Source organism: Paramagnetospirillum kuznetsovii (assembly GCF_003284725.1).
Classification (GTDB): Bacteria; Pseudomonadota; Alphaproteobacteria; order Rhodospirillales; family Magnetospirillaceae; genus Phaeospirillum; species Phaeospirillum kuznetsovii.
The window spans coordinates 41,012-64,852 of record NZ_PGTO01000003.1 but is presented as its reverse complement, the minus strand read 5'-3'; the positions used below and the strand labels follow the sequence as shown (position 1 = coordinate 64,852).

Annotated in this window: 24 protein-coding genes; 13 read left to right on the top strand and 11 right to left on the bottom strand. The window is 65.0% G+C overall.

The window, feature by feature from the left end; all coding sequences use genetic code 11:
* The first annotated feature begins 10 nt into the window (after positions 1-10).
* The 7 genes from CU669_RS05240 to CU669_RS05210 all read left to right on the top strand — a co-directional run bounded on the left by CU669_RS05240 (position 11) and on the right by CU669_RS05210 (position 7,639).
* Positions 11-1,681 carry a helix-turn-helix domain-containing protein gene (locus tag CU669_RS05240; protein ID WP_146747673.1) on the top strand — a complete coding sequence of 557 codons (1,671 nt, stop codon included), beginning with the start codon at positions 11-13 and terminating at the stop codon, positions 1,679-1,681.
* A gap of 280 nt (positions 1,682-1,961) precedes the next feature.
* Positions 1,962-2,708 (top strand): response regulator transcription factor, encoded by a 747-nt coding sequence (locus CU669_RS05235; RefSeq protein WP_112142777.1) that lies wholly within the window; start codon positions 1,962-1,964, stop codon positions 2,706-2,708.
* 5 nt (positions 2,709-2,713) lie between these two features.
* On the top strand, positions 2,714-4,039 hold the full coding sequence (locus tag CU669_RS05230) for an ATP-binding response regulator (protein ID WP_112142776.1): 1,326 nt from the start codon (positions 2,714-2,716) through the stop codon (positions 4,037-4,039).
* Between the two features lie 66 nt (positions 4,040-4,105).
* Positions 4,106-4,657, top strand: coding sequence for a SiaB family protein kinase (locus tag CU669_RS05225; protein ID WP_112142775.1), 552 nt, complete (start codon positions 4,106-4,108; stop codon positions 4,655-4,657).
* 7 nt (positions 4,658-4,664) lie between these two features.
* The gene (locus CU669_RS05220) at positions 4,665-5,057 is read left to right on the top strand and encodes a DUF1987 domain-containing protein (protein ID WP_112142774.1); all 393 of its coding nucleotides are present in this window, start codon (positions 4,665-4,667) and stop codon (positions 5,055-5,057) included.
* A gap of 7 nt (positions 5,058-5,064) precedes the next feature.
* On the top strand, positions 5,065-6,084 hold the full coding sequence (locus CU669_RS05215; protein ID WP_112142773.1) for a sensor histidine kinase: 1,020 nt from the start codon (positions 5,065-5,067) through the stop codon (positions 6,082-6,084).
* Between the two features lie 190 nt (positions 6,085-6,274).
* Positions 6,275-7,639: a sensor domain-containing diguanylate cyclase gene (locus tag CU669_RS05210; RefSeq protein ID WP_239988556.1), complete on the top strand. Its 1,365-nt coding sequence runs from the start codon at positions 6,275-6,277 to the stop codon at positions 7,637-7,639.
* A gap of 4 nt (positions 7,640-7,643) precedes the next feature.
* Here the strand turns inward: CU669_RS05210 and CU669_RS05205 are convergent, their stop codons facing one another.
* The 8 genes from CU669_RS05205 to amrS all read right to left on the bottom strand — a co-directional run bounded on the left by CU669_RS05205 (position 7,644) and on the right by amrS (position 15,888).
* Positions 7,644-7,841: a hypothetical protein gene (locus CU669_RS05205; RefSeq protein ID WP_112142771.1), complete on the bottom strand. Its 198-nt coding sequence runs from the start codon at positions 7,839-7,841 to the stop codon at positions 7,644-7,646.
* A 76-nt stretch (positions 7,842-7,917) separates the two neighbouring features.
* Complete coding sequence (gene modC, locus CU669_RS05200) at positions 7,918-9,027, bottom strand: molybdenum ABC transporter ATP-binding protein (RefSeq protein WP_112142770.1); 1,110 nt, start codon at positions 9,025-9,027, stop codon at positions 7,918-7,920.
* Positions 9,028-9,030: 3 nt separating this feature from the next.
* Positions 9,031-9,717 (bottom strand): molybdate ABC transporter permease subunit, encoded by a 687-nt coding sequence (gene modB / locus CU669_RS05195; RefSeq protein WP_112142769.1) that lies wholly within the window; start codon positions 9,715-9,717, stop codon positions 9,031-9,033.
* A gap of 189 nt (positions 9,718-9,906) precedes the next feature.
* On the bottom strand, positions 9,907-10,575 hold the full coding sequence (locus tag CU669_RS05190) for a lipid-binding SYLF domain-containing protein (protein ID WP_112142768.1): 669 nt from the start codon (positions 10,573-10,575) through the stop codon (positions 9,907-9,909).
* Positions 10,576-10,630: 55 nt separating this feature from the next.
* Positions 10,631-12,133 carry a leucyl aminopeptidase gene (locus tag CU669_RS05185; RefSeq protein ID WP_112142767.1) on the bottom strand — a complete coding sequence of 501 codons (1,503 nt, stop codon included), beginning with the start codon at positions 12,131-12,133 and terminating at the stop codon, positions 10,631-10,633.
* A gap of 3 nt (positions 12,134-12,136) precedes the next feature.
* Positions 12,137-13,642, bottom strand: a complete 1,506-nt coding sequence (locus CU669_RS05180) for a leucyl aminopeptidase (RefSeq protein ID WP_112142766.1) — start codon at positions 13,640-13,642, stop codon at positions 12,137-12,139.
* 78 nt (positions 13,643-13,720) lie between these two features.
* On the bottom strand, positions 13,721-14,731 hold the full coding sequence (locus CU669_RS05175) for a lysylphosphatidylglycerol synthase transmembrane domain-containing protein (protein WP_112142765.1): 1,011 nt from the start codon (positions 14,729-14,731) through the stop codon (positions 13,721-13,723).
* A gap of 68 nt (positions 14,732-14,799) precedes the next feature.
* Positions 14,800-15,888, bottom strand: coding sequence for an AmmeMemoRadiSam system radical SAM enzyme (gene amrS / locus CU669_RS05170; protein WP_112142764.1), 1,089 nt, complete (start codon positions 15,886-15,888; stop codon positions 14,800-14,802).
* Between the two features lie 46 nt (positions 15,889-15,934).
* Between amrS and amrB the strand changes: the two genes are divergently transcribed.
* The 5 genes from amrB to cysQ are packed head-to-tail and all read left to right on the top strand — an operon-like array spanning position 15,935 to position 20,913.
* Positions 15,935-17,311 carry an AmmeMemoRadiSam system protein B gene (amrB, locus tag CU669_RS05165; RefSeq protein WP_112142763.1) on the top strand — a complete coding sequence of 459 codons (1,377 nt, stop codon included), beginning with the start codon at positions 15,935-15,937 and terminating at the stop codon, positions 17,309-17,311.
* A 52-nt stretch (positions 17,312-17,363) separates the two neighbouring features.
* Complete coding sequence (locus CU669_RS05160) at positions 17,364-17,588, top strand: antitoxin MazE family protein (protein ID WP_112142762.1); 225 nt, start codon at positions 17,364-17,366, stop codon at positions 17,586-17,588.
* The gene (locus CU669_RS05155) at positions 17,588-17,911 is read left to right on the top strand and encodes a type II toxin-antitoxin system PemK/MazF family toxin (RefSeq protein WP_112142761.1); all 324 of its coding nucleotides are present in this window, start codon (positions 17,588-17,590) and stop codon (positions 17,909-17,911) included. The genes CU669_RS05160 and CU669_RS05155 overlap by 1 nt, the downstream gene beginning before the upstream one ends.
* A 9-nt stretch (positions 17,912-17,920) precedes the next feature.
* Positions 17,921-20,143 (top strand): xanthine dehydrogenase family protein molybdopterin-binding subunit, encoded by a 2,223-nt coding sequence (locus tag CU669_RS05150; protein ID WP_112142760.1) that lies wholly within the window; start codon positions 17,921-17,923, stop codon positions 20,141-20,143.
* The gene (gene cysQ, locus CU669_RS05145) at positions 20,140-20,913 is read left to right on the top strand and encodes a 3'(2'),5'-bisphosphate nucleotidase CysQ (RefSeq protein WP_112142759.1); all 774 of its coding nucleotides are present in this window, start codon (positions 20,140-20,142) and stop codon (positions 20,911-20,913) included. The genes CU669_RS05150 and cysQ overlap by 4 nt, the downstream gene beginning before the upstream one ends.
* Before the next feature lie 397 nt (positions 20,914-21,310).
* Here the strand turns inward: cysQ and CU669_RS05140 are convergent, their stop codons facing one another.
* Genes CU669_RS05140 through CU669_RS05130 form a run of 3 tightly spaced genes read right to left on the bottom strand, consistent with a single transcriptional unit; the run spans position 21,311 to position 22,697 of the window.
* The gene (locus tag CU669_RS05140; RefSeq protein ID WP_112142758.1) at positions 21,311-21,769 is read right to left on the bottom strand and encodes a periplasmic heavy metal sensor; all 459 of its coding nucleotides are present in this window, start codon (positions 21,767-21,769) and stop codon (positions 21,311-21,313) included.
* Positions 21,769-22,077, bottom strand: coding sequence for a hypothetical protein (locus tag CU669_RS05135; protein ID WP_112142757.1), 309 nt, complete (start codon positions 22,075-22,077; stop codon positions 21,769-21,771). The genes CU669_RS05140 and CU669_RS05135 overlap by 1 nt, the downstream gene beginning before the upstream one ends.
* On the bottom strand, positions 22,074-22,697 hold the full coding sequence (locus tag CU669_RS05130; protein WP_112142756.1) for an RNA polymerase sigma factor: 624 nt from the start codon (positions 22,695-22,697) through the stop codon (positions 22,074-22,076). The genes CU669_RS05135 and CU669_RS05130 overlap by 4 nt, the downstream gene beginning before the upstream one ends.
* Positions 22,698-22,996: 299 nt before the next feature.
* Here CU669_RS05130 and CU669_RS05125 point away from each other — a divergent pair, with 299 nt between their 5' ends.
* On the top strand, positions 22,997-23,815 hold the full coding sequence (locus CU669_RS05125) for an EF-hand domain-containing protein (protein WP_112142755.1): 819 nt from the start codon (positions 22,997-22,999) through the stop codon (positions 23,813-23,815).
* Positions 23,816-23,841: the final 26 nt, after the last annotated feature.

Sequence of the window (23,841 nt, the reverse complement as noted above, 5' to 3'; positions counted from 1 at the left end):
GCGGTTGAGGGTGTCCAGCGCGTTGGCGGCCAGAGAGGAAGACGAGGAGGCCCCGGATTCGGAACAGCCGAGCGCTTCCGCTCCTGTCGGTGGTTGGACTTCCGAGCCCGAGGGGGAGCCCTTCGAGCAAAAGTTCAGGCCGAAGGGAAACGCCAAGGATATCCGCGCCCAAGTGTCCCGACTGTCCGATCTGGCGCGGAACTGGCCGGATGCGGCCAAGGCCGCCCGTGGATTCGGGCAGTCTGTTCTGAGCAAGCTTCAAGCCCTTGCCGCCCAGTATCTGCCGCATCCTCGGGCCGAGGTGGAGCAGTCCAGGTCGCATTCCGCCTTCGGTGGCGCCGCCGAAGCCGATCCGCTGCCGCAGGTGGATCCCGCCGAGGCCAAGGCCCGAATCGATTTCATCTTGCAACGTCTGCCGCCCAAGGGCGATCCCTCGATCCCCGGCAATCTTTCGTCCTTGGCCCTGCTGCTGGCCGATCAGCCGGCCTGCCTGGATTTCCAGGCGGTGGATTTGCTTCATGACTGCTTCCCGCGCGGCACCCGTAACTCCGACAGTCGTCTTCTCATGGCTGTCGCCCGCAACGTCACGCGCAATTTCGGACAGCCGGGCCGCCTGCCCATTTCCAGCGGCAAGGCCTGGACCATGCTGGACCCCGATTTGTTCAACGATGAAATGGCGGCGCAATTGGCCGCCATCTGCAATTTCGTTCGCAACTGGCAGACGACGCAGAGTTCGTTCCTTATCCTGGAATTCGCCGAGATCGAACTGATCGAATACCTGTTCGAGAATATGCACCCGGTCCGCCACGCCTCGCTTTTGCTGAAGGTGATGGAGTTCAAGGTGCTGTCGGCGCGCCGGGTGGGGCTGTTGCGGCGCATTCCCGCACGGGTTCGTCGGTTTGTTCAAAATCCCGGTGGGCGGTCCGCCGCCGTGGTGCGGACTTATGTGGATGACACGATCTCGCTGCTGAACACGCTGACCGGGCCGGAGCATTTTGCCGCGGTTTCCATGGCGGCGCGTATCGCCCTGGCCGAGTTGGAAAAGATCGTGGCGCAGATGGAGACGGCGGCCTTGCCCGCGCTTTCCCTCGGTACGGTCGGCGGGGCGGCTCCCCTGCATCCGGTCATGCGCGGATTGGGCGATAGCGGGGGTGGGGCGTCGGCGGTGGCTCCGGCGGTCGTGGCTCCGCCCGCCGCATCAAGTCTGCCGGTGACCCAGATTCCACGTTCGGCGGCCATGTCCGGCGGCCAGAAATCACCGTCGGCGGGCCGCCGGTTGACCAAGAAGCAAAAGACCGAGGCGGTCATGCGGGTGCTTCACGGCGAGGAGCCCGAATGGGTCGCCCTGTCCGTGGGCGTGAGCCCAAAACAAGTTTCCATGTGGCGGGACGCTTTTCTGGACGGTGGCAACGCCGCCCTGGGCAAGACGCAGCGCAAGGCGCAATCGGTGGACCCCTCCATCGACGAGCTTAAGGACAAGCTGCAATCCCTGATCAAGACGGTGGAGCATTTGAGTTCCCGGATCGCCGAAACGGCATCGGCGCCAGAGGCCTTGCCGGCTCCAAAAACGCCGGCCGTGATTCCGCTGCCGGGGCCGAAGGAAGAGGTTCGGGCGGTGGATAAGGTTCCGCTGGCATTGCCCGCGCCCACTCCGCCGCCGGAAACGCGACGCAAGCGGTGACGCCGATGCGGACAGGAACATATGCAACCTACTACAGACATTCGTCTTATCCATAACGATTGTCGGGTTATTCAAGCCCGCTTGGGCTGTTGATGGGTTGCGAAGTGTGACCGCTCGGAATGCGGCGGAAACCCTCATGTTCAGGTTGTCAACCTTAATCCAGATCTAATATTCGGAGAATCGGGCATTACGTCTCGTCACGAGGCGCCATTACTTGTTATTGTACGTAACGAAACCTGTGTGGTTCATCTGTGCGCTGGGTGTAAGGAGATAGGACGCCATGGCTCGGATCGCAGTGGTGGAGGACGAGGCGCCTCTTCGAACGGATCTGGTGGAATACCTTTCGGCCTGCGGGCACGAAGTGGGAGGCTGTGCCGACGGCAAGGAGCTTGAACGCCTGCTGGACGAGCGCGCCGTGGATATCATCATTCTCGACGTCAATCTTCCCGGCGAGGGGGGCTTTTCCATTGCCGGTCGCCTGCGGTCCCACTCGGAAGTGGGAATCATCATGCTGACGGCCCGCGGCCTGAACGTGGATCGGGTGGTCGGGCTGGAGGTGGGCGCCGACGTCTATATGGTCAAGCCGGTGGAGTTGCGGGAGCTGGAAGCCCAGGTACGCACCCTGGCGCGCCGTATGCGGGCGGGCTCGGCTCTGGCCTCGCCGAATTCACAGGCCATAGATCCGGAAACGGACAGCCGGTCCGGCGGTTTGCCGACCGGTTTGACCGAATGGATTTACGACCAGCTGACCTGGACGTTGATTTCCCCCGATGGCAAATCGATCAAGCTGACCGGCAACGAGCGGGTTTTCGTCTCCCTCTTGGTCTCGCGGCCGGGTGAGCCCGTGTCTCGGGACGAGATTTTTCGTGGCCTTGGCAAGCGCGGCTGGGATCCCGCCGATCGCTCGGTGGATTCCATGGTCCGTCGTCTCCGCGCCAAGGGAGGGGAGGCGCTGGGTCAGGAACTGCCCATCGAATCCGTTCATAGCGTCGGCTACGCTTTTGCCGCGCCTGTCGGTCTTCGGTAAGACGCATGGCCGGACCACGCAAGCTTGCCCTGCGTGATCGCGGCGCTCCTGCCGCGGCGAAGACGAAGGCTGTCGAACCCTGGCCGATCATGGTGGTGGACGACGACGAGCAGGTTCACGAGATGACTCGGGTCTTGCTGCGCGACCTCGAATTCGAGGGGCGTCCCTTCAAATGCGTCAGCGCCACTTCGGCGGCGGAAGCCGCCGCCATTCTCGACCTCGCGCCGGAAATTCCCGTCATCCTGCTCGACGTGGTGATGGAGACCCCGGACGCCGGACTGCGTCTTGTCCGCCATATCCGCGAAACCCTGGGCAATCGCTCGGTTCGCATCATCCTGCGCACCGGGCAGCCGGGCGATGCGCCCGAGCGCGAGGTGGTGCTGGCCTATGACATCAACGACTACAAGAGCAAGGCCGAACTGACCGCCCAGCGCATGTTCACCGCCCTGGTCGGGGCGCTGCGGGCATGGCGCGACATCACCACCATCGCCGATCTCAACAAGACCCTGGCCGAGTTGAATGTGAGCCTCGAACAGCGGGTCGCGGACCGCACCCGCCAGTTGGAGGAGAGCGGTCAGGCGCTGGCCCGCTCCAAGCAGCGCGCCGAAACCGCCCTGGCCCGCGAGACCGAGGCGAAGACCCAATTGCGGCAGTTCCTGTCCATGGTCAGCCATGAATTCAGGACTCCGCTGGCCATCATCGATTCCTCGGCCCAGATGCTTCGGCTGCGGGCCGAGCAGGGTGATCCGGCCGCGCTTCCGCGCATCGACACCATTCGCGGTGGGGTCCAGCGCCTGCTGGGGCTGATCGACACCTGCCTGGCGGACGAGCAGCTGGACAGCGGTCGCATCGTCTTGCACGAAAAGGTCTTCGATCTTGCCCCCATGATCGAGGTGACGCTATCCCATCACCGCGTGGCGACCCCGACCCACAAATATATCGCGCAGTTGAAGGGGCCTCTCATGGTGTGGGGTGATCCCGGCATGGTGGCCCTGGCGCTCAACAATCTGGTGGGCAATGCCGCCAAGTATTCTCCCTCGGGCGGTGAGGTCAACGTGATCGGCCACCATGACGGCGGCGACGTGGCGATCCAGGTGATCGACCAGGGAATCGGAATTCCCGACGAGGATCTGCCCTCCATCTTCGAGCGCTTTCACCGCGCCACCAATGCACGCGGCATTCCTGGATCGGGGATCGGGCTGCACATGGTGCGTCAGATCGTCGAGATGCACGGCGGCAGCATCACGGTGGAAAGCGAAGTCGCCCGGGGATCCCGCTTCATCTTGCGCCTGAGAGCGCCGCCGGGAAGCGGTAAAGAGAAGACGACTTGAGCCCTTATGGCGCGGGTGCTACCGTCATCAAGGAGCCAATTTGGTTCTGACCCCAGAGGAAAATCCATGCTTGCCAAATATTTCAGGTCTTTCAAGCACGACCTAGATCAGCGCGGCATCATATTCTCATTCTCGGGGTATATGTCGGAAGGCATCCTCTATTCGCTGGGCGACGCGCTCCGGCAGAAGATGGCGCTTGAGGATACCGATGTCGGCACGGTGAAGAAGGTGTTCTCGGTCTTCGTCGAGCAGGCCCAGAACATCATCCGGTATTCGGCGGAGAAGGTCTCCGGCGACGTGGGCAAGTCCGTTGAATTGTCGTCCGGCATGGTGACCATCGGAACCGAGAACAACCGGTTCTTCATCGTCTGCGCCAACGTGGTGCACGCTTCCGACGAACCCAAGCTGCGCCAGCGTTTGGAAAAGCTTCAAAAGATGGACAAGGAAGCCATCAAAGCCTACTACAAGGAACAACTGCGCGAAGCTCCCGAGGAGCAGAGCCGGGGCGCCACCATCGGTCTGATCGAGATCGCCCGCCGGGCCAGCGAACCGATCGAATTCGACTTTGATCGCATCGACGCCGAGTCGTTCTTTTTCTGTATGAAGGTATCCATCTGAGGTGGCTATGGAGAGTCTGAAGATTGCCGCGACCGAGCGGTCACCCGAGGTGGACTTCGATTTCAAGCACGGAGTCCTGAGCCTGCGGGGCGAATCCTATCCGGAAGACGCATCGGCGGTGTTCGGTCCCATTTTCGAGGCCCTCGAGCGGTTTCTTCCCACTGTCGGAAACCGCGAGATCCGTGTTGACTTCGATCTGACCTATTTCAACAGCTCCAGCGCCAAGGCGCTGATGAACATGTTCCAGATGCTGGACAATTCCGCGGCCGGCGGTGCCCGCATCGTGGTGTCCTGGTTCTTCGCCCCCGACGACGACACCATGAAGGAATTCGGCGAGGATTTCAGCGAGGATCTGGAACACGTCGTCTTCAATTTGGTCGCCGTCGAATCGGCGGCCTGAGGGAGCCATGGCGAGTTTCAACCTGTTCGACGCAGAGGAAAAGCTCCTCGAACAGGCCGAAGCCCTTCGCGGATCACTGGACGGAACCTCGGCGGTCGTCAGGGGCGGCTTTGACACGCTGCTTGACGGCTATAGCCGCAGCGTGCGCGAACAGCGTCGGCTGGTGAAGGTCAGCGATCGCTTGCAGGCCCAACTGGCGACGGTCAATCAGGAATTGGGGCGCCGCAAGGCCGAGGCCGAGGAGGCGCTCGCCAGTTTGAAGGCGGCACAGGAGTCGCTGGTTCAATCGGAAAAGCTCGCCTCCCTCGGCGCCTTGGTGGCGGGCGTCGCCCACGAAATCAATACCCCCATCGGCATTGCCCTGTCCTGCGCCTCACACCTGGCCGATGCCACCGCGGGCATGCGCAAGATGTTCGAGGCCGACGATATCGGGGTCGAGGATTTCGAGCGCTTCATGGCGACGGTGACCGACACCACCCGCCTGATCCTCGGCAACTGCGACCGTGCCGCCGATCTGATCCGCAGCTTCAAGCAGGTGGCGGTGGACCGCACCACCTCTGACCGGCGCCATTTCGATCTCGGATCCTATATTCGGGAAACCCTGGCCAGCCTGGGGCCGCATCTGCGGCAGGCCGGACACGCCGTGTCCATCGACTGCCCCGGCGGCATCGTGATGAACAGCTTTCCGGGCGCCTTGTCGCAGGTTTTGGGCAATTTCGTGATGAACTCGCTGGTTCACGGATTCGGGCCGGGGGAAATCGGCCATATCGTCATCAGCGTCGATCAGCCCGATCCAACCAGCGTCCGCATCGCCTATTCCGACAACGGTCATGGCATCCCCGAGGAAAATCGGGGGCGGATCTTCGATCCCTTCTTCACCACCAAGCGGGGGGCCGGGGGGTCGGGGCTCGGACTGCATATCGTCTACAATCTGGTGGTCGGCCAACTGGGCGGGACCGTGGCGGTGGAGCCGCGCGATGGCGGCGGGACGTGCTTCATCGTCACCATCCCGAAAGCCATCGACTGATCTCCCCAAATCGTCACGAATTGCCTTAACAAGCGGGTGGCGAGCGACGGCGGGCCCATGACATTCTGTGGTTGGGATCGGGGTTGGGGGCTGCGCCCTGGAATGGGACATAGACGTTATGCCAAGATCGGTGCCGCCACGCGCGAATGAGGGCGACCAAGCGGATTCGAGGGCGGACCGGGGCCGGGCATTGCTTCGCCGCGTCTTCAAGCCGTCGCAATCGTCTAGCAATGCCCGCCCCTGGCCGGTGTTGGTGGTCGATGACGAGCCCGATGTTCATGCCATGACGAAGGTCTTGCTGCGCGATCTGCGCTTCAAGGATCGGCCGTTCGAGGTGGTCAGCGCCCTTTCGGCGGCGGAGGCCCGTCGTATCCTGGCCGAACGGGACGACATCCCGGTGGTGCTGCTGGATGTGGTGATGGAAACCCCCGACGCAGGCCTGGAACTGGTCCGCTATATCCGGGAAGACCTGGGCAATGGCCGCATCGCCATCGTGCTGCGCACCGGCCAGCCGGGTGAGGCGCCGGAAAGCGAGATCATGCTCGCCTATGACATCAACGATTATCGCGCCAAGACGGAATTGACGGCGCAGAAACTGTTCACCGCCCTGGTGGGCGGCCTGCGCTCCTGGACCAATCTGACCACCATCGAGGCCATGAACATCTCGCTGGAACAACGGGTCGAGGAACGGACCAGCCAATTGGACCGGGCGCGCCGCTTCGCCGAGAATTTGGTCGATATGCTGCCCCATCCGGTTTGGTACAAGGATGGAGACGGGCGCTTGCAGATGTACAACAGGGCGTTCCGCGACATGTTCGGCCTGCCGCCAGGCGGTTCCACCATGCCCCCCCAACTGGCGGCGCTGGACCGCGATAGCGACGCGGTGGTCCACGGCGACGGCGATCTCGCCTTCGAGGCGACCGTCGACCTGACCTCGGGGCAGCGGACCATCATGATCAGCAAGGGGCGGCTGATCGAAGAGGCAGCCGGACAGCCGGGCACCATCGGCCTGATCACCGACATCACCGAGCGCAAGCGGATGGAGCATCAGCTGCGCAAGCTGGCCACCATCGACGATCTGACCGGAACCTTGAACCGGCGGGCATTCTTTTCCGCCGCCGAATTGGAAATCGAACGGGCGGCCCGGTATGGCGGCTTGGTGTCGGTGGTGATGTTCGACATCGACCATTTCAAGCAAGTCAACGACCGCCATGGCCACGCCGTGGGCGATCAGGCCCTGCGCTCGGCAGCGGCGGCGCTGCGGGCCAATCTGCGGGAGATCGATATCCTGGGACGCCTGGGTGGCGAGGAATTCGCCGCCCTATTGCCGGAAACCGGTCTGGACGGCGCTGTCGAGGTGGCGGAGCGGCTGCGGGCGGCGGTGGCCTCCATCGCCTTCGTCGTCGACGGCGGAGGGGATTCGCTCCGCTTGACCGGCAGCCTGGGCGTGGCCGAACGCCGACCCGACGAACTGACCGTCGATCCGGTACTGGCGCGCGCCGACGCGGCGCTCTACCGGTCCAAGGAGACCGGGCGCAACCGCGTTTCCGCGTAATTCTTCAGACGGTTATGTTCAGGTTCCGGCCCTTGTTGGGGTCCAGCGGCAATGGCTCGGACGAAGGCTTGTTCGCCTCGGCGGCCTGTTCCGCACCTTCCTTGTCCTTGTCGCCATCGGCGTCGCGGACCACGGGCGCGGTCTGACGGATCGGTTGAATGGGGGGTAATTGGGCCTTGTCGGCAATGGAGGCCGTGGACATGTTCTGTCTCCCTGGCAGCACGCACGCATTCTGTGCGGATCCCTAAATGATCATGGATTTACCGAAAAATGGCAAGCTATTCCTGCCGTGATCCGCGATCACGCCCTGCCACGTCGCCACGGGCGATGGTCAAGGCCTTGATCAAGGCATGCACCCGCATGCCGGGCTTAAGGCCAAGCTGCGCCTGGGCCAGCGCGGTGATCTGCCCCCAGAGCTGTGCGCCCCCCGCCGACAACACCACATCCACCAGGAAGGAATCCGCTGCCGTCACCGAGGTGACCACGGCGGGCAGCACATTGCGAATGCTGACGCGTTCGGGCGGGTCGATGGCGATGGCGATGTCGCGGGCATGGATGCGCACCCTGACCTGCGCCCCGACGGGCATCTCGGCCTGACTGACCACCAAGGTGCCGCCCGCGAAGGACAGGCGGGTGACGCCATAGGCGGAATCGTGACTGGCCACCGTGGCGGCGATGACGGCACCGGCTTCGTATCGTCCGGTCAGCGGTCGCAGCGCCGGGTCGGACATCAGCTGTTCCAGCGGCCCGACCGCCGCCGCCCTGCCGCCATCCATCAGGACCAGGGTGTCGGCCAGACGCAGGACTTCGTCCATGGCGTGGCTGACATACAGGATGGGAAGTTTGAATTTTTGGGCCAAGGCGGCGATGAAGGGCAGCAGCTCCGCCTTGCGGGCGCCGTCGAGCGATGCCAGCGGTTCGTCCATCAGCAAGATTTGAGGGCTGGCCAGCAAGGCGCGGCCGATGGCGACGCGCTGCTTCTCGCCGCCCGACAGCAGGGCGGGGCGGCGGTCCAGCAGATGGCCGATGCCGAGAACCTCGACGACCTGATCGAAATCGATGCGGCGGTCCTTGGGCGGCACCCGATTGCGCCCGAAGACCAGATTGCCTTCCACCGACAGATGGGGAAACAGCCGGTGCTCCTGGAAGACGTAGCCGAGACGGCGCTTCTCCGGCGGAAGGTCGATTCCGGCATCCCGATCGAACAGCACCTTGCCGTCCACCACGATCCGCCCGGAATCGGGCCGCGACAGGCCTGCCACCATATTGACCACCGAGGTCTTGCCCGAGCCGGAGCGTCCGTAAAGCGCGGTGATCCCGGAACCGGCCTCGAAGGCCACGTCCATGTGAAAGTCGCCCTGGCGGCGGCGAAGGGAGAGGCTGAGCATCTCCTATGTCCTCAGCCGGGATTGGACCCGGCGCGACAGGTATTCCGAAACCAGCAGCGCGGCGAAGGCCACCACCACCGAGATGACGCAGAGCCGCAGGGCGGGCTCGTCGCCGCCCGGCGTCTGGGTCAGGGCGTAGAGCGCGATGGGCAGGGTGCGGGTCTCGCCGGGAATATTGGAAACGAAGGTGATGGTGGCGCCGAATTCCGACAGCGAACGGGCGAAGGCCAGGATCACGCCAGTGACGATGCCGGGCATCACCAGGGGCAGGGTGACGGTGAAGAAGGTGCGCACCGGGCCGCAGCCCAGGGTGCGGGCGGCTTGCTCAAGGCCCCGGTCGACGCCTTCCAGCGACAGGCGCATGGCGCGCACCATCAAGGGGAAGGCGATCACCGCCGAGGCGATGGCGGCGCCCTTCCAGGTGAAGGCGACGGTGACGCCGAACCAGTCGTACAGCCAGCCGCCGACGATGCCGCGGCGGCCGAAAGTGACCAGCAGGGCATAGCCGACCACAACCGGCGGCAGCACCAGGGGCAGATGGATCAGCCCGTCGAGAATCGCCTTGCCTGGGAAATGCCGCCGTGCCAACAGCCAGGCGCAGCCCAGGCCGAAAGGAAGCGAGCCGACCACCGCCCAGCCCGACACCAGCAGGGACAGGCGCAGCGCCTCTATCTCAAGCGGCGTTAGCATGTTGGAAAACCCTCGCCCCTCGTGGGAGAGGGTGGTGAGGCGAAGCCGAACCGGGTGAGGGGGGCGCGCGTCGGCGCGCCACATGACTTTTTCCCGCACTGCCGCGCGGTATGCCCCCTCACCCCGCCCCTCTCCCACGGAGGGGAGAGGGAGGCTTTTATTGGCCAATGCGATATCAACAGCATGCCCCTACCGCGACAGGATGTCGCGCAGGCGGTCGGCCTGACGGGAATCGGGATTGCGCTGGAACAGGATGTCTTCCGGCGTGGGATTGCCGCCGTAATAGGCAGCGTTCCAGGCATGCCGCGGCAGGATTCCGGCGCCGTCCAGAACCGCGCCGCCATATAGGCCTACCGCCTTGGAAAAGGCATAGATATCGGCCCCGGCATTGGTGGTGGTGTTGGCCTCGGCTCCGGCGCCGATGGTGGCCACCGCCAATCCGGCGCCCGCCCCGGCCTTGAACTTGTTGTCCACCACGGCCGACAGACCGCCGTCGCTCATGATGACATAGACGCATTCGGCGTCTTGCAGGCCGATCTGCAATCCGACGCTGCCCGCCGCGATGGAATAGAAGGCGGGACCGCTCCAGCGCCCGTCCTTGCCCTTGGCCAGCAGCACGCCGGTGCCGTATTGGGCGCCCAGGATGAAGCCGCCCTTGACCAGATCGGGAACCACCATCACCGCCTTGGCGCGGGCCAGCAGATCCACCATGGTCTGGCCGAAATTGGAATCGGCGCGCAGCCGCTCCACCGTGGTCACCGCCTTGCCCACCATCATGGTCTGGTCGGTGACTTGGTCGGCGCGGGCGCTCCCCACGGACAGCAGCATCATCAGCGTCAGAACCATCAAGCCACGCATGCGCTCGTCTCCTATGGTCGTTGCCAAGCATGACGGGATTTAGACGACAATCCCGTCAACGGTCTGTAGCCGTCCTCACATACCGCTTTTCCATATCCCCCGCCAGGGCGTCGAACAGGCGGACCCCGAAGCCGGTGGTGGTCTCGGGGCACAGCGGATCGTCCTCGTCGGCGAATTCCATGCCCGCCATGTCGATATGGGCCCAGGGCAATCCCTCGGGGACGAAGCGTCCCAGGAAGCGGGCGGCATCGTCATTGTCGGGCACCTCGCCCCAGGCGCAGTTCTTGACATCGGCGATGGTGGACTTGATGTCCTCGTCGCAGCTCTCGGTAATGGGCAGCCGCCACAGCGGTTCGGCCTCGGCCTTGGAATGCTTCAGCAGCCGCTTGGCCAGGATGTCGTCATTGGCGTAAAGCCCGGCATGCTCGGCTTCCAGCAGTTCCTCGGTGGTGCCGGTCAGGGTGGCGATGTCGACCATGGCCGAGGGCTTCAGGGTCTCCGCCGCCCAGGCCAGGGCATCGGCCAGAACCAGGCGGCCTTCGGCGTCGGTGTCGATCACCTCGACCGTCAGTCCGCTAAAGGATTTCACCACGTCGCCCGGCCGTTGCGCCGTCCCGGAGACCATGTTCTCGGCCAGGGCCAGCACGCCGCAGACATGGACCGGCGCCTTGCGCCCGGCGATGGCGCGGATGGCGCCCATCACCGCCGCCGCTCCCGCCATGTCGGCTTTCATGGCGTCCATGTCCTCGTCGTCGAACTTGATGGAGATGCCGCCGGTGTCGAAGGTGATGCCCTTGCCCACCAGCACCAGCGGACGCCCCTCGGCGCCCCGCCAGCGCAGCAGCGCCAGCCGGGGCGGCCGGGCGCTGCCCTGGCCCACGGCCATGATCAGATTGAGGTGCGCCTCGGCGATGGCGGCTTCGTCCAGCACCGTGACCTCGACGCCGAGGGCTTCCAGCAGTTTGGCGCGCTGGGCGAATTCCTCCGGCCCCAGGATATTGCCCGGCTCGTCGGTCAGATCGCGGGCGAGAAAGACGCCTTGCGCCACCTGTTCGCGCGGGGCGTAGAGCGTTGCGGCGGCGGCGGGATCGGTGGTGGTGATCACCACCTCTTCGAGGACCGGCAACACGTCGTCCTCGTCGTCGGGATCAAATTTGGTGCGGTATTTCCGCATGGGCCGATAGGATTTGAGGCGAAGCCCATAGGCCAGTTCGGCCGCCTGCGCGGGGGGCAGGTCCAGCGCCAGGGTGGCGCTGACGGCGCGGCTGTCGTCCAATTCGTCGAGGATGGCCCCGCCGATGCGGCGCAGCCGGGCGGCATCCAGCTTCTTGGGCTTGCCCAGCCCCACCGCCACCACGCAGGTCAGCGGCGGCGAGGGCGCCAGGAACAGTTCCGTCTCCTCCTCCTCACCGTCGAAGCCCAGCCGCTTCAACGCCTTCTTCAAACGCCCGTCCGCATCCACGGCGGCAAAGGCCGGGGTCGGCTTGCGGCCGCGCCAAAGCCCCAGGGCGACGGCGCCCTGGAGCGTGGCGGGACGGGTGGTGAAGGCGATGCGCACCGGCTACTTCCCGGCCTTGTCCTCGTAATAATCGGCCACCAGCCGGTCGAGCAGGCGCACGCCGAAGGCGGTGGCGCCCTTTGGGGTGATGGCGGTGTCCTTTTTGCTCCAAGCCATGCCCGCGATGTCCAGATGGGCCCAATCGACATCATTGGTGAAGCGCTTCAAGAACTGGGCGGCGGTGATGGAACCGCCCTCGCGGCCGCCCACATTCTTCATGTCGGCGATGTCGGACTTGATCTGCTTGTCATAGGCTTCGCCCATGGGCAGGCGCCACAATTGCTCGCCCACCGATTTACCGGCGGCGGCGATGCGGTCGGCCAGCTTGTCGTCGGAGGCGAACAGTCCGGCGAATTCGTGCCCCAGCGAGATGATGATGGCGCCGGTCAGGGTGGCCAGATCGATCATGAATTTGGGCTTGAAGCGATCCTGGGTGTACCACAGGGCATCGGCCAGGACGAGACGGCCCTCGGCGTCGGTGTTGATGACCTCGATGGTCTGGCCCGACATGGAGGTGACCACGTCGCCGGGCCGCTGGGCGGTGCCGGACGGCATGTTCTCCACCAGTCCGACCACGCCGACCGCGTTGACCTTGGCCTTGCGTCCGGCCATGGCGGCCATGGCGCCGATCACCGCCCCGGCTCCCGCCATATCCCACTTCATGTCTTCCATGCCGCCCGACGGCTTGATGGAGATGCCGCCGGAATCGAAGGTGACGCCCTTGCCGATGAAGGCCACCGGGGCGGCGTTCTTGTCGTTTGATCCCTGCCAGCGCATGACCACCAGCTTGGATTCCCGCTCCGAGCCCTGGCCGACGCCCAACAGCGCCCCCATGCCCAGCTTGCGCATCTGCTTTTCGCCCAGTACCTCGACCTCGACGCCAAGATCCTTCAGGCCCTCGGCGATGGCGGCAAGGCTTTCCGGATGGATGATGTTGGCCGGTTCGCTGACCACGTCGCGGGTCAGGAACACGCCGGTGGCGATCTTTTCCAGTTTGGCGAAGGCGGATTTGGCATCGGCGGCCTCCGCCGTCATGACCGCCAGCTTCTTGACGGAGGGCTTGTCCTCCTTCTTCTGCTTGGTCATGTATTTGTCGAAGCGGTAGGACCGCAGCAGGGCGCCGAAGGCGGCATTGGCGGCGAACTCGCCCAGCGCCAGCGTCGAGCCGGGAATGGCGTCGATGGCCAAGGAAAGATCGGTTTCGCCGCTGGTCAGCACCTGAGCCACGGCGGTGCCGCCGAAGGCTTGGGCCGCCTGGGCATCCACATCCTTGGCCTTTCCCAGGCCGACCAGCAGAACCCGCGACACCGACAGTCCGGCGGGCGCCAGGATCATCAGGGTCTGGCCCTTCTTGCCCTCGAACCGGCTGGTCTCGACGGCGCGGGTCAGACCCGCCTTGGTCTCGTCGTCCAGGCGTTGGGCGGTGGCGCAGAGCACCTTGCCTTCGAGCACGCCGACGGCGATGGCGCCTTCAGTGGGGAGTGACGGCTTGGAAAACGCGATCTTCATGAAAATCCTCGCACGGAAGAATGGGACGAACCAATTCCTCCAATGTAGCGAACCCGGCGAGGAAGGGAAGGGGAGGCGTTAAACCTTTTCCGGCGCTTGACGAGGGTTGCCGTCGTCTTCGTCCACTCCATCCTCGGCGGCGTGCTCGATCTCCTCGATCTCGTCGCGCCCAGGATGCTCGCTGGCGACCAGCCAGAACAGGCCGCCCGGCAGTGCCGAGGCGATATTGGTGAAGGCGAACAGCAAGGACAGCACCAAGGCGGAATGGCTTTCCACCCCCACATAGCCGAAAGCCGTCACCATCACGGTCTCGCGCAGGCCGAACCCGGCAATGGTGACCGGCAAGGTCATGATCAGAATCACCGGGGGCACCAGGACGAGACAGTCAATGAGATCGATATTGAGCCCCAGTCCAACCGCCAGGGCATATGCCTCCAGCGACAGATTGGCGTGGCCGATAATGGCGACGATCAGGGTGCCGCCTGCCCATTTGGGCTGGCGGAACAACCGCCTGGTATCACCGGCCAGATGGGCGAGGCCGCGAACCAGCCGCATGTGATGTAGCGAGGCAGGCAGCCGGTCCAACTGGCTGAGGAACACGATTCCCGCAATTCCAACCACGGACAGCAACGGGAAGACCCATGAGCCGGGAATATTGGGGGCGCGGGCCAACAGCAAGGGCTGGGTCGCCGCGACCAGCAGGATCAGCCCGAGGATGGTGATAACGCGCTCCAGCATCACTGAATTGATACTGGTGGCCAAAGACAGACCGGAGCGTCGCGCCTTCCACATGCGCACGGCGTCGCCCGCCACCGGTATGATGATGGAGAAGCAGACGCCGATGTAATAGACCATCAGGGCCTGCATGGGGGTGAAAGCGGCTTTCAGCGCCCGCAGAACCAGCCACCAGCGCCCAGCGCCCAGCAAGACCTGAAGAACACCCAGTCCGAAAGCAATCGCCAGCATGACGGGGTCTAGCGTCTTTGCCTGGCTCCAGGCCGATGCGAGATCGACCTTGTTGAAGACGAACCAGATGAGTCCGACCGAGAGCAGCCCCTTGAGCACCCACGGCAACCAGCGCTTCACCATTGCTCTCGATATCCGTTCGGTTGGAAGGCGGCAAGCTTTAGCACAAATCCGTGCATTGTGAATACCGCTCAACGATGAAGCCTGACCGCTTGGCGTCTTGGCCCCCAGTTTCCCGGACGCGGCTCGAAAATTCCCGCCAGTTTGTGGCCGCAGGCGGCGCAATCACCCTCTGGCGTCAGGGTCCAGGTGGACAGTTGGTACCAGTCGCGGCCGATCAGCACGGCGCCGCAGCCGGGGCAATAGGTGCTGCCGCCCTTGGGGTCGTGGACATTGCCGGTATAGACGTGGCGCATGCCGTTGGCGCGGGCGATGTCGCGGGCGCGGGTCAGGGTGGCGGGCGGCGTGTTGTCCTTGTCGCGCATCTTCCAGTCGGGATGGAAGGCAGAGAAATGCAGCGGCACGTCGGGGCCGAGGGCTTCGGCCATCCAGCGGCTCAGTGCGTCGACCTCCTCGGCCGAGTCGTTCTCGCCGGGGATCAGCAAGGTTGTGACTTCGAACCACACCTTGGTCTCGTGCTTCAGATAGACCAGGGTGTCCTTGACCGCCTCCAGTTGGCCGCCGCAGACCGAGTGGTAGAACTCCTCGGTGAAGGCCTTGAGGTCCACATTGGCTCCGTCCATATGGGCAAAGAATTCGCGCCGCGCCTCGGGCTTGATATAGCCTGCGGTGACCGCCACCGTCCTCAGGCCTCGGGCATGGCAGGCCTTGGCCACGTCGACGGCGTATTCCAGGAAGATGACCGGGTCGTTATAGGTGAAGGCCACCGAGCGGCAGCCCAGTTGAACCGCCGCCCTGGCGATGGTGTCGGGATCGGCGGAATCATTCAGCTTGTCCCATTCGCGGGCCTTGGAGATGTCCCAGTTCTGGCAGAACTTGCAGGTCAGGTTGCAGCCCGCCGTGCCGAACGACAGGATGGGCGTGCCGGGCAGGAAGTGGTTCAGCGGCTTCTTCTCGATGGGATCGACGCAGAAGCCGGAGGATCGGCCATAGGTGGTCAGCACCATGCCGCCATCGGCGGCGGCGCGCACGAAGCACAGGCCGCGCTGGCCGTCATGCAGCTTGCATTCGCGCGGGCAGACGTCGCATTGCACCCGGCCGTCATCCAGCCGGTGCCAGTAGCGTCCGGGAAAACGCGAGCCTTCCATGGCATTGGTCATGGGAGAAGTTTACCATGGAGACGCATCATTTTGTGAGGTCACTTCCATGACCGTGATCCGTCCCACCGCCGTGGCGGGCATGTTCTATCCCGCCGATTTCGCCGAGGCCAATCGTCAGGTCTCGGCATTCTTGGCCGAAGTCCCGCCGCCGCCCGCCGAGGCGAGGCCGCCCAAGGCGCTGATCGCACCCCATGCCGGATGGGTCTATTCCGGCGCGGTGGCGGCCAGCGCCTATGCCCGACTGGCGCCGCTGAAAGGCCGCGTCACGCGGGTGGTGCTGCTGGGGCCCAGCCACCGGGTGGCGTTTCGCGGCCTCGCCTTGTCGGGGGCCGACGAATGGGCTTCGCCGCTGGGGGCCATCGGCTTGGACCGCGAGGGGGCGGAAGCGCTGAAATCCCTGCCCGGCGTCGCCGTTTTCGATCCGGCCCATGCCCAGGAGCATTCGCTGGAGGTGCATGTGCCCTTCCTGCAGGCGGTGCTGGGCGAGTTCCGCCTGCTGCCCATCGTGGTCGGCGACGCGCCCGCCGAGATGGTGGCCGCCGTGATCGAGGCCGCCTGGGGCGGGCCGGAGACGCTGATCGTGGTCTCCACCGATCTGTCGCATTTCCTCGACTATTCCGGCTGCCAAAGCCTGGACCGCCAGACCGTCACGGCCATCGAGGGGCTGGACCCGGCCGCCATTACCCGCGACGGCGCCTGCGGCCGCATCCCGGTGGGCGGATTGCTGGTGGCGGCCAGGCGGCGCGGCATGGCGATCAAGACGCTGGACGTGCGCAATTCGGGCGATACCGCCGGTCCCAAGGACCGGGTGGTGGGCTATGGGTCTTGGGCGCTTTACGAGAAGGGGGAGGGCATGGACGCCGAACGCGAGATCAGGGAGATCGGTGACCGGTTGCTGGAACTGGCCTGGGCCTCCATCCGTCACGGGCTGGAATGGGGCAAGCCCGCCGCGCCGCCCTCTGACAGGCCCGGCCGCCTGGGCCAGCCGGGCGCCGTCTTCGTCACCCTGCATGCCAAGGGCGACCTGCGCGGCTGCATCGGCTCGCCGGTGGCGTGGCGCCCATTGGCCGAGGACATCACCGACAACGCCTTCAAGGCCGCCTTCACCGATCCCCGCTTCCCGCCGCTGCGCCCGGAGGAGTTGGAGGGCGTCACGCTGTCGGTGTCGGTGCTGACGCCGCCGGTCCCCATGCGCTTCACCGACGAGGCCGATCTGCTGTCCCAACTGCGGGTGCGCACCGACGGGCTGATCATCGAGGATGGCGGCAGGCGCGCCCTGTTCCTGCCCTCGGTGTGGGAACAACTGCCCGACAAGCGCCAGTTCATCGCCCATCTCAAGGCCAAGGCGGGCATGCCCCCCAATCACTGGTCGCCGTCCTTCCGCGCCTCCACCTTCCAGGCGGTGGAGATCGGCAAGGAGTGACACATTCCGCGGATTGGGTTATGTTACATGTAACCAGTGAGGAGCCGGAGTCATGGCCGCGACAAAGGGCAGTCCAAGCAGTTCCCGCGATAAGGTGCGGGCCTACCGCCAGCGCCTGCGAGAGCAAGGGCTGCGGCCGATCCAGATTTGGGTGCCCGACACCCGCTCGGAAGCCTTCAAGGCAGAGGCAAGGCGCCAGTCGCTCGCGGTCGCTTCGTCCGCCCATGCGGCTGAGGATCAGGCGTTCATTGACGCCATCACAGATCCGGACATCTGATGCGGCGAGGAGACATCTGGACTGTTTCCGGCGGCGGCTATGCCGACAAGCCACGCCCCGCCGTCATCATCCAGGATTCGCAATTCGATGCCACCGCTTCGGTGACATTGTGTGTTTTTACCACTGACCCAAGTGAGGCACCGCTGTTTCGGCCGACAGTCGAGCCGAGTATAAGCAACGGCCTGATGACCCTTTCACGGTTGATGGTCGATAAAATATCGACCGTCCCCAAGGAGCGGCTGGGGCGACGAATAGGGCGGTTGGACGACGCGGATATCATGTCCCTCAACCGCGCCATCATGGTGTTTCTCGGCTTGGCATAGGAGCGCCATATGCGCCGCTTCGGTTTCGGACAATCGGTCAAGCGCAGTGAGGATCCCCGTTTCCTGACGGGAACCGGGTGCTACACCGACGACGTCTTCCATCCGGGCCAAGCCCATGGCTGGGTGGTGCGCAGCCTTTATCCCCATGCCGACATCACCATTGACGCCGAGGCGGCCCGATCCATGCCCGGCGTGCTGCTGGTGCTGACCGCCGGGGATCTTGCCGCCGAGGGGATCGGAGCGCTGCAATGCGGCTTCATGCCCAAGGGCCAGCCCGATCCCCTTCCCCGGCCGGTGCTGGCGGGGCCCAGGGTGCGCCATGCGGGCGAGCCGGTGGCCTTCGTGGTGGCCGAGACTGCTGGGCAGGCCCGCGACGCCGCCGAGGCGGTGATGGTGGACTATGCGCCGCTTCCGGCTTCGGGCTCCATCGCCACCGCCACCGAGACGGCGTTGGACTGGGAGATGGGCGACGCCAAGGCGGTGAAGGCCGCCTTGGCCAAGGCCCATCGGGTGGTGGAGCTTGATCTCGTCAACAACCGCCTTGCCCCCACCGCCATGGAGCCCCGCGCCTGTCTTGCCCGGCCGCTGGCGGGCGGGCGGCTGGAACTGTTGTCCGGCAGCCAGGGTGTCCACGGCATTCGTGACGGGTTGTGCGGCGTGCTGGGATTGGCCAAGTCCGCTCTCGACGTCATCACCCCCGATGTGGGCGGTGGCTTCGGCCTCAAGATCAGCCCCTTCGCCGAACAGGTCCTGGTGCTGGCGGCGGCGCGCGGGCTGGGCCGTCCGGTAAAATGGGTGGCCGATCGCACCGAAAGCTTCCTGTCCGACACCCACGGGCGCGGCCATGACAGCAAGGCCCGTCTCGCCGTGGACGCAAGCGGCCGCTTCCTTGCCCTGTCGGTGGAGACGGTGGCCGATATCGGCGCCTATGTCTCGCTCTACGGCGCCTTTGTTCCCACCCTGGCGGGGACCGGCATGCTGACCGGCGTCTATGACATTCCCGCCTTTCATGCACGGGTGCGCGGCGTCCATACCCATACCAGCCCGGTGGATGCCTATCGCGGCGCCGGGCGGCCGGAAGCCGCCTATCTGATCGAGCGATTGGTGGATGTGGCGGCCCGCGATCTGGGGCTTTCGCCGGTCGAGCTTCGGCGGCGCAATTTCATCGCCCCCGAGGCCTTCCCCTATGCCACGGCCGGTCATCACACCTATGATTCCGGCGAATTCGCCCGAGTGACCGAGGAAGCGCTAAAGCGCGCCGACTGGGCCGGTTTCGCGGCACGCCGCGCCGAGTCCAAGGTGATTGGCAGGCTGCGCGGCATCGGTTTGGCCTATTACGTGGAAGTGTGCGGCGGGACCAGTGGCGAGGACGTGGTCCTGACCATCACGCCCGAAGGCCAAGCGGACATCCTGGCGGGCACCCAATCCAACGGCCAGGGCCACGAGACCGCCTTCCCCCAGATGGTGGCGGCGGAACTCGGTCTTGATCAATCGGCCATCCGCTATTTCCAGGGCGACACCCGGCGCATCAAGGACGGCGGCGGCACCGGCGGTTCGCGCTCGCTGTCGCAGCAGGGCGGCGCGATTGCCCAGGCGGTGGACGTGCTGGTGGAACGGATGAAGCCGGTGGCGGCGGGGCTGCTTCAGGCCGAGGCGGCCGAGACCCGGTTCGCGGCGGGACGGTTCATGGCCGGGGCGCGCTCGGTGGCGTTCATGGAGGCGGTGCGGGAACACGGCGAGACGCTGTCCGCCAGCCTGCGCTTCAAGCCGCAGGCCTCCACCTTTCCCAACGGCTGCCATGTCTGCGAGGTGGAGGTGGACCCCGAGACCGGCGAGCCGCATATCCTGCGCTACACCGTCGTCGACGATGTGGGAACGGTGCTCAACCCGCTGCTGCTCAAGGGACAGATTGTCGGCGGCGTGGTCCAGGGCATCGGTCAGGCCCTGCTGGAACACGCCTTGTTCGAGCCGGACAGCGCCCAGCCGCTGACCTCCAGCTTCATCGACTACGCCATGCCCCGGGCCGAGCATATTCCCGACATCGATTTCTCCACCGTGGAGATCCCCTGCCGCACCCATCCCCTGGGCATCAAGGGGGCGGGCGAGGCGGGAACCATCGGAGCCGCTCCCGCCGTGATCAACGCCCTTTGCAATGCGCTGGATATCCGCCATATGGATATGCCCGCGACGCCGCTGGCCATCTGGACCCGGTTGCGAAAGAACGCTGAATGAGCCTGCCCGCCGATCTCGCCACGCTGCTGCCCGCCTTGGAGGATCTGGCCCGCCAGGCCGGAGCCGCCATCCTGGAAGTCTATCATTCAGATTTCGAGGTGCGCGCCAAGGGCGATGCCTCGCCGGTGACGGCAGCCGACGAACGGGCCGAGTCCATCATCCTGCCCGGTCTGGCGGCGCTGACCCCCGGCATTCCCGTGGTGGCCGAGGAAGCGGCGGCGGCGGGCCATGTCCCCGAGGTGGGAGACGGCCCGTTCTGGCTGGTGGACCCGCTGGACGGCACCAAGGAATTCGTCAAGCGCAACGGCGAGTTCACCGTCAATATCGGCCTGATCGCCAATGGCGTTCCTGCCGTCGGCGTGGTGTTGGCCCCGGCCCAGGGCATCTTGTGGTCGGGCGCGGCGGGCCGCGCCTTTCGGGTCGATGAATCCGGGCGCCGCGACATCCGCTGCCGTCCGCTGCCCGCCAAGGGTGCGGTGGTGCTGACCAGCCGCTCGCACCGCGACCCGGACAAACTGGCCGAGTGGATGAAGACCTATCCCGAGGCGACGCTGGACTTCGCGGGCTCATCGCTCAAATTCTGCCGTTTGGCGGAAGGCGTGGCCGACCTGTATCCCCGCTTCGGCCCCACCTCGGAATGGGATACGGCGGCGGCCAGCGCGGTGCTGATGGCGGCGGGGGGCGCGGTGGACGGGCCGGACGGGAAGCCGCTGGCCTATGCCAAACCGAAATTCCTCAATTCCGGCTTCTTTGCTCGCGGATCGTCATAAGCAACCAATGAGAGTTTGTTCCGGAGGGGTGTAGCCGAAGGGCGGCTGGGAATCTGCTTGATTATTTCCAGAGATTGGGCCACTATTTCCATGTGGTCGAGTCATCGGCCACCCAACAGCCGCCGTAATGCACGTACGGCGACTCGGGTCTGACCCGCAACCGTTAGGTTGTGACGGCGCTCGCGCCGCCCATCGGGGGCTTTCCCGGATCACGCGTCAAAAAGGCCGCCGGTCCCAATCCGGTGGCCTTTTCGTTTGGGAATGGAATTCCCCTTCCGACGGCCGATGAAATGACTCTTGCGGAAAGCGGCCGGGACGGCCGCGCTCCATGATGAGTGGGCCGATGGGAGCGCGGGCGTCTCGCCCGCCCCGCGGGTGATATATGACGCTCGATGGTCTAACGCCCTGGCGGCGGACCGCCTCCGGGAGGGCGGGGCGGCTCCCATTTGGCCAGACGGGCGCGGCCCTCGGGCGAAATCCGGGTGGCGGTCTCTATCAGGGTGGCCGACAAGGCGTCATCCATGGTGCTCCGGGCGGCGCGGTTGACGTCGAAGGCGGCGCGGAGTGCGTCGGGGCTGAAATCCGCAGCGCCCAGGGCGGCGCGGATCCGCCCCGCGGCCTCGCCCTGCATTTGATGACTGCGCTCGAACAGGGCGACCTGGGTGGCGAAGACGTCGAGCAGGATGGCGCCGTCGGCGGGCGGCAGTGTTTCGGCGATACGCTGGGCGATCTCGGCCGGCGGCGGCGGTCCGCCGCGATGGGGCGGCCTTGGATGCATGACGATGACGGTGGCGAGAAACACGTTCAGCGCCAGGGACAAAGGCAGGAGCCAGCGACGGGGTGCGGAGAACGTCATCAATAACCCACGGCATAGACGGAGGAATAGGACAGAATCACAGCCAAATTCGAGGTCTCGGCCTCGGTCTGCAGGCCTTGGCCCACCACCAGCCCCAAGACCAGGGCGGCGACAATGGGCATGGCATAGCGTGGCGCCGGAATCATCTCTGCCCACCAATTGGCCAGACGCGGAATCCAGTTGGGCTTCGGTGTGGCTTGGGGAGCGTCGAGCCGGGCCATGACGGCGTCCATCACCCGCTGGACGCGGTCATCGGTAATGTCCTGGGGGGCCGCGCCCTTGTGGCGGTCGGGATGATCCCAGTTCATGTCAAGTCTCCCAACGCGGTGATGCCCTGGCGCTCGAGGATGGTTCTCAGGCTCCGTCGCCCCCGCACCAGGAGCGCCTCCAACGCCGGAATCGAAAGCTCCAGCGCCTGGGCCGCCTCGGGCGCGGTCAGATCGCTGAAATAGTATAGCGCCAAGGCTTGACTCTGTCTGGGGGGCATCGCGTCCAGGGCGGCGCAAATCATCGAATCCCGCTGACGCGCCATGGCGACGTCGGCGCCGCTCATGCCCGGATCGGGGGGATCTCCCGCCTCTTCCAGGGGGGCGAAGGCAACCCGCCGTCGCCGGTCCAGGCAGGCGTTGGTCACCACCCGATAGAGCCAGGTGCCAAACGCGGCGGGGCCATCGGAATTCCATTTGGCCGCCAGGGTCCAGACCTTGAGAAAGCTGTCTTGGACGACTTCGTCGGCGTCGTCGGGATTGCCGGTGATGCGGGTGGCCAAGGCGAGCATGGGTCTGGCGTGGCGCTCCATCAGTCTGCGAAAGGCGGTCCGGTCTCCTTCGGCGATGGCGCGCAGCAATCCGTTATCGCCGAGGGCATCACCAGGGGGCGAGCCGTCGCGAAATGTGGATCGGGGCCATTCCTTGCTCGAACCGGGCATCTGAACCTTTCCACGCACCAGGTCGCGTCATCCCTGTGCCGTGACTGGGCAAATCCTGCCGCCGACCCGGCATTTTTTTCCCATCCTTCCGCCAAAAGGCGCGGCGGTGAATTGGGACTCTCCGCGTTTTCAATCCCTTGGCCGGGTGGCCCGGCCGTTGCTTGGCTATTTTCCCAACCTCCCCGAGCCATGATGGCGTCGGGGTGTTCGTGTATTAGAGAGAAAAGTATAATAATAGAGAAGAAAATAATTTAAAAAAATTGCACATGGAATGTAATAGCTGGCTCGTGTGAGCTTATATGAGGCTGCTATCGGCCTCGAGCAGCCACAGGAGGACGATTATGCTGCAGGGAATTGGGAGCAGCGGCTCCGAGAATGCATATCGCCTTAGTAAGATGATATCTTCACTCGATACGAATAATGATAAGTCCGTAAGTAAGTCAGAGTTTGTTGCCGGCAAGCCGAAGAATGTCAGCGACGACCAGGCCGGATCCCTGTTCGACGCCCTGGATTCCAGCGGAACCGGTTCCATGAACCTGACCGATCTGCTGAGCTCGTTCCAGCAGATGGCCAGCACGATGCAATCGACCTTGATCCAGGCCCAATCCGACAGCGGCAATTCCGACAGCGGCAATTCGGGCATCGGCTCCGTGGGACATCACCATGGCCCGCCCGATGCCTCGGAGATGTTCGCCAAGCTGGATGCGGATGGCGACGGCACCGTGACCCGCGATGAATTCGTGGCCGGCCGTCCCGACAATGTCAGCGAGGCCGATGCCAATTCCTTTTTCGACAAGGTTTCAGGCTCCAATGGCGACAGCCTGACTCAAACCCAGTTGGCCGAGGGCCTGAAATCCGCCGGTCCGCCCGGCGGCCCGCCCCCCGGCGTAGCGTCCTCGTCGAGCGCGTCAAGTTCATCGACCTCGTCCAGCGATGATCCCGGCGAGCTTTTGGACAAATTGTTGGCCGCCCTGCAATCCCCGGATTCACAGGCCGCCTCGACCTCTGGCGGGGGCGAGGCCCAATTGCTGCTGCAGCAATTTGTCAAGGCGGTCAGCTCCTACCAGAACACCGCCTATCAGACCCGGTTCCAGTCCGGGACCAGCGTCGCCGCCTGATAAGCCCTCTCGGGTCGGCGTCCGGC